At 29.6% G+C, this 7,204-nt stretch carries 6 protein-coding genes; all 6 read left to right on the top strand.

What is annotated here, in order from left to right; translation table 11 throughout:
• Positions 1 to 539: 539 nt before the first annotated feature.
• Positions 540 to 3,047, top strand: coding sequence for a preprotein translocase subunit SecA (secA, locus tag OL66_RS00150; RefSeq protein WP_034171983.1), 2,508 nt, complete (start codon positions 540 to 542; stop codon positions 3,045 to 3,047).
• 3 nt (positions 3,048 to 3,050) lie between these two features.
• Complete coding sequence (gene prfB / locus OL66_RS00145; protein WP_034171982.1) at positions 3,051 to 4,163, top strand: peptide chain release factor 2; 1,113 nt, start codon at positions 3,051 to 3,053, stop codon at positions 4,161 to 4,163.
• A gap of 447 nt (positions 4,164 to 4,610) precedes the next feature.
• Complete coding sequence (gene rpsP, locus OL66_RS00140; RefSeq protein ID WP_011160823.1) at positions 4,611 to 4,874, top strand: 30S ribosomal protein S16; 264 nt, start codon at positions 4,611 to 4,613, stop codon at positions 4,872 to 4,874.
• Positions 4,875 to 4,933: 59 nt separating this feature from the next.
• Positions 4,934 to 5,662, top strand: a complete 729-nt coding sequence (gene trmD, locus OL66_RS00135; RefSeq protein ID WP_034171981.1) for a tRNA (guanosine(37)-N1)-methyltransferase TrmD — start codon at positions 4,934 to 4,936, stop codon at positions 5,660 to 5,662.
• Positions 5,663 to 5,703: 41 nt separating this feature from the next.
• Positions 5,704 to 6,060: a 50S ribosomal protein L19 gene (gene rplS / locus OL66_RS00130; protein WP_011160821.1), complete on the top strand. Its 357-nt coding sequence runs from the start codon at positions 5,704 to 5,706 to the stop codon at positions 6,058 to 6,060.
• Positions 6,061 to 6,244: 184 nt separating this feature from the next.
• Positions 6,245 to 7,204: tyrosine--tRNA ligase (gene tyrS / locus OL66_RS00125; protein WP_034171980.1), on the top strand; the 960-nt coding region annotated here is incomplete at its 3' end.

The raw sequence follows: 7,204 nt of genomic DNA, 5'->3' as shown, positions 1-7,204 counted from the left end.
TTATTAATGCAAATTATTAAAAAATTCTCTAGGTAGCATTTATTGTTCAAATTTTTAAAGCAATTTTTAAAAACACAAAATAAATTGTTTTAACTAAAAAAAGACTATCTAATGGCGGTAGTCTTTTTTTCATTTTTTCCTCGCGCGCTTTTTGCTTTTTTTCACCACCACCATCAAATCCGCAAATAAAGCCACAAACAGCAAAAAATAATTAAATGATGTCAACAAACCACTAAATATATGTTAAAATAAATAATAATGGGATTGCAAATAAGGGCTTTTGCTACCCAAAATACCACCCCAATTATTTTCATTTTTCCCTCCAATTACTTTGGTTTCCCCCTAAGATTGTTAATTTTTGTTTTTTCACTCAGGTTTTTGATAAAAATTAACATTATTTTATTTTCATTGCACTTTCACCTCACTTCATTTTATTTTCATTTTTTAATATTGAACCAAAGTAAGAATTATTGAAATACGAACCAACAACCCGCAATTACAAATTCAAAAACTAAAAAATATAAAGGATTTAAACGATTATGTTAAATTTTTTAAAAAAAATATTTAATTCTTCCAAAAAAGCTTTAAGAAAAGCTAGAACCATAGCTAATAAAGTACAAAATTTAGAAGCCCAAATGGCTTTATTAGATGACAAAGATTTTGCCACAAAAACCGCAGAATTAAAAAAACTCTTTCAAGAAGGAAAAACCCTTAACCAACTGCTGCCCGAAGCCTATGCTCTTGCCAAAGAAGCTACCAAAAGAGTAACAGGACTTACTCCTTATTACGTTCAAATTTTGGGCGCTGTAATTTTGCATCAAGGAAATATTTCTGAGATGAAAACTGGGGAAGGAAAAACCCTTACTGCCATCATGCCTGCTTATCTTAACGCTTTAAGTGGTAACCCTGTTCACATTGTTACAGTCAATGAATACCTAGCTAAAAGAGAATTTGAAGGTAGCATCGGTGATGTTTTTCGCTTTTTGGGAATGACAGTAGGACTTAATACCAAAGACAAAGACCACGCACAAAAACAACAAGCCTATTTATGTGATATTCTCTACACTACTAACAGTGAATTAGGGTTTGATTATTTAAGAGACAACATGGAAATTGAAGCTTCCAATTTGGTAATGAAACGCCCTTACAGTTATGCTATTGTTGATGAAGTAGACTCTATTTTAATTGATGAGGCAAGAACGCCTTTAATTATTTCCCAAAGTGTCAAAGAAACTAAGAATTTATACAAAGAAGCACAACGTTTTGTTCGCACCCTTAAAAATAGACATTATCTTATTGAATTAGAAACTAAAACAATTGAACTTACCGAAGAAGGAATTACCAAAGCTGAAAACTTTTTCCAAATTGATAATTTATACAACGTAGAACACGCCTCTTTGCTCCACCATGTCAAAAACGCCCTTAAAGCAGCTTTTACGATGCACAAAAACAAAGATTACTTAGTTGATTACAAAGATGGACAAGTTCTAATTATTGATCAATTTACTGGACGTGCTTTGCCAGGACGCCAATTTAGCGACGGTCTTCACCAAGCATTAGAAGCCAAAGAAGGAGTATTAATTAAAGAAGAAACTTCCATTGGAGCTACTATTACTTATCAAAATTTTTTCCGTCTTTATCACAAATTATCAGGGATGACAGGAACTGCCAAAACCGAAGAAGATGAATTTAGAGACATTTATAACATGGAAGTTATCGAAATTCCTACCAATGTTCCTATGATAAGAATTGACGAGCCCGATTTTATTTTTGTTTCTTTAAAAGAAAAATACGACGCTTTAATTGAAGAAATAACTTCTCGCCACAAAAAAAGACAACCCATTTTAATTGGGACAACTACAGTAGAAGTTTCTGAAATTATTTCTAAAAAATTAAAAAAACATTCCATTAAACACGAAATTCTAAATGCCAAAAACCACTCTAAAGAAGCAGACATCATTGCTAAGGCAGGACTTAAAAATGCAGTTACTATTGCTACTAATATGGCAGGACGTGGAACTGATATTCGTTTAGGCGAAGGGGTTAAAGAATTAGGCGGACTTGCTGTTTTAGGTACTGAAAGACACGAATCACGAAGAATTGATAACCAATTAAGAGGACGTGCTGGACGTCAAGGCGACCCTGGTTATTCACGTTTTTTTATTTCTAGCGAAGATGAACTTGCCCAAAGATTTGGTGGCACTAGAATAGAAAAAATTATTTCTTTGCTCCAAAAAATAAGCGATTCCGAAACTAAAACTTCATCTAAAATGGTGACTAAATTTTTTACCAAAATACAAAAAAAAGTAGAATCTTCCAATTTTGACTATCGTAAATACCTCTTAAAATATGATGATATTTTACGTATTCAAAGAGAAATTATCTATAACCAAAGAAAAGAAATTCTAGTTAGCAATAGAGTAGAACAAATCGTTCAAGATTTAATGCAAAAGACCCTTAATAAAGCTATTTTGCCACATTTTACTAACAACCCTACCCAATGTCAAACCCAAACTTTAATTACTTTTTTAGAAAATAAATTTTTCCCTAAACAAACCTTTGATTTAGAAGAAGTACAAGAATTATGCAACAACCCTAAAACAAACTCCCTTGATTCTTTTCAACAACATTTATTGCAAAAAGTAAAAGCCACTTTACAATCTCAAAAAGATTTTTTTGAAAAAGACCCTGATAAAGCTCAATATTTTGCAAAAGGTCTTAAATGGATTACATTAAAAATAATTGATAATTACTACCAACGCCACATCAATGACATGAGTTCTTTAAGACAAGGAATTGGATTTGTAAGTTACGGACAACAAGATTCTTTTATTGAATATCAAAAAGAAGGACAAGTTTTATTCAATAACATGATTGCAAAAATTGCAAACGACATTACTGCTACTATTTTAAAGTTTTCTTTCGCAGATAGTTTTAAAACGCCTCCCAAACAAAAAGTTTTTTTAAACAATGATTCAAGCGATGATGAATCTTCTAAAAAAAGAAGAACTAGAAAAGTAAGAACTTCTAAAAAACCTTGGAATTAATTTGTGGAAAAATACGAAATTAATCAAATTTTACAAAACTTGCATCAAAACCTTCAAGATTTAAAACAAGCCCTTGATTTAAAAAAAACCAATCAAACAATTGAAAAATTAAATTGCGCCATGCAAAAAGAAGATTTTTGGCAAGACCCCCAAAAAGCTGTTACAATAAGCCAACAATTCAACGACTTGCAAGACAAAAAAACTACTTTAGAAACTTTAGAACAAAATTATTTGGATCTAGAAACTTTATTTAATTTAAATGAAAGCCCAAATGAAACTTCTGCTTTATTAGAAGAAGAATTAAAAAACCTTACTAAAGCCGTTTTTGATTTCAAAATTAAAATTTTTTTGAATCAACCTTATGATATTAACAATGCTATTTTATTATTCCATCCAGGAGCAGGAGGTACTGAATCGCAAGATTGGTGCGAAATGCTTTTCCGTATGTATCAAAAATATGCTCAAAAAAAGAATTTTAAAACCGAAATTCTTGATTATCAACCAGGTGAAGGAGCAGGAATCAAATCAGCTACCTTATTAATTAAAGGAACTTATGCTTATGGTTATCTAAAAGCGGAAAAAGGAGTTCATCGTTTGGTAAGAATTTCTCCTTTTGATGCTAATTCCAAAAGACATACTTCTTTTGTAGCTTGCGATGTTTTGCCAGAAATTAATGAAGAAATCAAAATTAATTTAAAAACAGAAGATCTTAAAATCGATGTTTTTAGAAGTAGTGGTGCAGGCGGACAACACGTAAATACTACTGATTCAGCAGTAAGAATAACTCATTTGCCAACAGGATTAGTAGTGGGTTGTCAAAATGAACGTAGTCAGATCAAAAACAAAGAAAAAGCTTTGCAAATGCTAAAAACCAAGTTATTTCAATTAGCATCAAAACAACAAAAAGAAGAAAATGCTAAAAAATTTCAAAGCGACCAAAAAGAAAATGGTTGGGGTTCTCAAATTAGAAGCTATGTTTTTCATCCTTACAAAATGGTTAAAGATCACCGCACTAATCAAGAAATTTTTCAATTAGAACAAGTAATGGATGGAAACATCGACGAATTTATCAATGGATATTTAACCAAAATACCTATTAGTTCTCCTCATGAATAAAAAATAAAAATACAAAGTTAATTATTTTTTTAATCAATAACCAATATAAAAAAAATAATTATAGGAAAAGCAAAGATAAAAAGTCATTTCAAAGAATAAATAATTTCCCAAAGTATTTGTTTTGGGTTTTCTTTTTGTCTTGTCTTAGAACAATTTTAATATTTTATTTTTTTAAAGCAACAAAGCACACTATTTTTCATTAAAATCACTCCCTTTATTATTTATTGTTTTTGATTTTTAAACATTTTTTAATGTACTGAAATGTCTTTCACCTTAATTAAAATCTTCAAAAGATTTTATTTTTTAAGAATTCATCAAAAAACATTTTTCTCATCTTTTTTATCAAAAACACTTGACAATTCAGTTATTTTATGTGATAATATTTAGGATGAACTTTTTAATTTACGATTAAACGATTAATAAAAAAATAGAAAGTGGGTTTTTATTATGGCAATAAAAATGCGTTTACAACGTTTCGGAGTGCATAAAAGACCTTTTTACAGAGTAGTTGCAAGCGAATCTAAAAATGCTAGAGATGGTAAATTTTTAGAAATTTTAGGAACTTATGACACTATTTTAGATATTGTTGAATTAGACCACAACAAAGTGCAAAAATGGTTATCCAATGGCGCTCAACCAACTAAAACAGTCAAAAAAGTATTTAAAAAAAGTAAATTTGTTGCAAAAACTAACACTAAAGTTGAAAAATAATTTTTTTCTCAATTTCAAAAATAAATGAAAGCGCCTTTAACGGTTAAAAACTAAATTTTATGATTATTGAAATTATCACTATTTTTCCGCTTTTTTTTAAAAGTTTTTGTGAAACTTCCATTATTAAAAAAGCTTTAGAACAAAAAAAAGTTCAAATAAAACTTCATGATTTAAGAACTTATAGCAAAAATAAACATAATCAAGTAGATGATAGCGTTTATGGAGGAGGAGTTGGAATGTTGCTTTCTTTCCCTCCTTTTTTTGATTGTCTACAAAAAATAAAAACTCCCCAAAGTAAAGTTATTTTATTATCTCCTCAAGGACAAATTTTTAATCAAATACATGCCACTAATTTTGCTCAAAAAGAAACTCATTTAATTATTTTATGCGGTAATTATGAAGGGGTTGATGCAAGAATATTGCAATATATTGATGCAGAAATTTCCATAGGTGATTATGTTTTGACAGGAGGAGAAATCGCTGCTACTGTTTTGGTTGATGCAATTACAAGACTGCTTCCAGAAGTTATCAAAGAACAATCTTATCTTGAAGATTCCCATCAACAAGGTTTGCTTAAATATCCTCAATACACCCGCCCGCAAAGTTATTTGAATCACGAAGTGCCTGCTGTTTTGTTATCTGGAAACCATGCCAAAATAAGATGTTGGCGCCAAAAAGAAAGCTTGAAGGCAACTTTACAAAAAAGACCTGATCTTTTGGAAAATAAAAAATTAACTTTAGAACAAACCAAACTTTTAACAGAAATTAAACAAGAATTACAAAAATAATTCAAGAATTATTTATTTGAATTCAACAAAGGAGCAAAATTATGTCTCAATTAAAAGGACAAAATTTAATAGAATCAGTTAACCAGCACCAACTTAAAGATGTCCCTTTTTTCAAACCTGGTGATACAGTTAAAGTATTTATCAAAATTGATGAAGGAAACCGCAAAAGGGTTCAAATTTTTGAAGGTTTAGTTATTAAACGCCAAGGAAGATTAGTTACAGAAACTTTTACTGTAAGAAAAATATTTGCTGGTGTAGGAATTGAATTAACTTTCCCAGTACATTCCCCTACTAACGAGAAAATAGAAGTAGTTCGTCGTGGTATTGTTCGTCGCGCCAAATTGCATTATGTTCGCAACCTTTCTTCTAAAGCTTCTCGTATTAAAGAACAAAGATAAATTGTTTTTTTGTTTAAAGAAATACATTTTTTTATAATAAAAAACTTTTAATAACATTTTTTAAATATATTTTTCCCCCTTTTTTTAATAAACAAAATTTAGAAAATTATTAAAAACAACCCTATTTTAATGATTTTTCTCAAAACCAAGAAAATTATTTCTAAAAATAAAATAGGAGCCCAAAATGTCTTTTTATGAAGAATTAAAATGGCGTAATTTAATTAAAGATTGTAGTAACGAAACACAAGTTAAAGAATTATTAGACAACAACCAAGTTAAGTTTTACTGTGGGTTTGATCCTACTTCTCATTCTTTAACAGTGGGTCATTTAGTTCAAATAACAATGATTTTATTAATGCAAAGACAAGGACATCTACCCGTTATTTTAGTAGGTGGGGCTACAGGTTTAATAGGAGATCCCAAAGAAACTGAAGAAAGAAAATTATTATCTTTAGAAAATTCATTGCAAAATGCTAAAAGTATTGAATGTCAACTTAAAAACATATTGTTAAACAAACAAGTAGAATTTGTTAATAATTATCAATGGCTTTCTCAAATAGATATCATTTCTTTCCTCAGAAACTACGGAAAACTTTTTAACATTAACTATATGCTTTCCAAACACGCAGTAGCCAAAAGACTTGCTTCTGGCATCTCTTTTACTGAATTTTCTTATATGATTTTACAATCTTTAGATTTTCATCATTTATACAAAAATCATAAAGTTAGATTACAATTAGGCGGTTCTGATCAGTGGGGAAATATCACAAGCGGACTAGAACTCATCAGAAAATTAGAAAAAAAATCCGATGCACTAGGAATTAGCACTCCTCTTTTGTTAAATTCAGATGGAACGAAATTTGGCAAAAGCGAAAAAGGGGTTTTATGGGTAAATCCTTCAATGACTTCCCCTTATGAAATTTATCAATATTTTTTAAATGTTTCTGATAAAGAAGTAATCAATTATCTAAAAATGCTTACTTTAATTCCCAAGCAAGAAATTTTGGAATTAGAAAAAAACACCTTGGAAAACCCCCAACAAAGATTAGCTCAAAAAGCTCTTACCCAAAACATTATTACTTTAATTCATTCCTCAGATATTTTGCAAGAATGTATAAAAACTAACCAAATTTTATTTTCTAAT

Source organism: Chrysanthemum yellows phytoplasma (genome assembly GCF_000803325.1).
Classification (GTDB): Bacteria; Bacillota_I; Bacilli_A; order Acholeplasmatales; family Acholeplasmataceae; genus Phytoplasma; species Phytoplasma asteris.
This window is presented reverse-complemented; position numbering and strand designations above follow the sequence as displayed.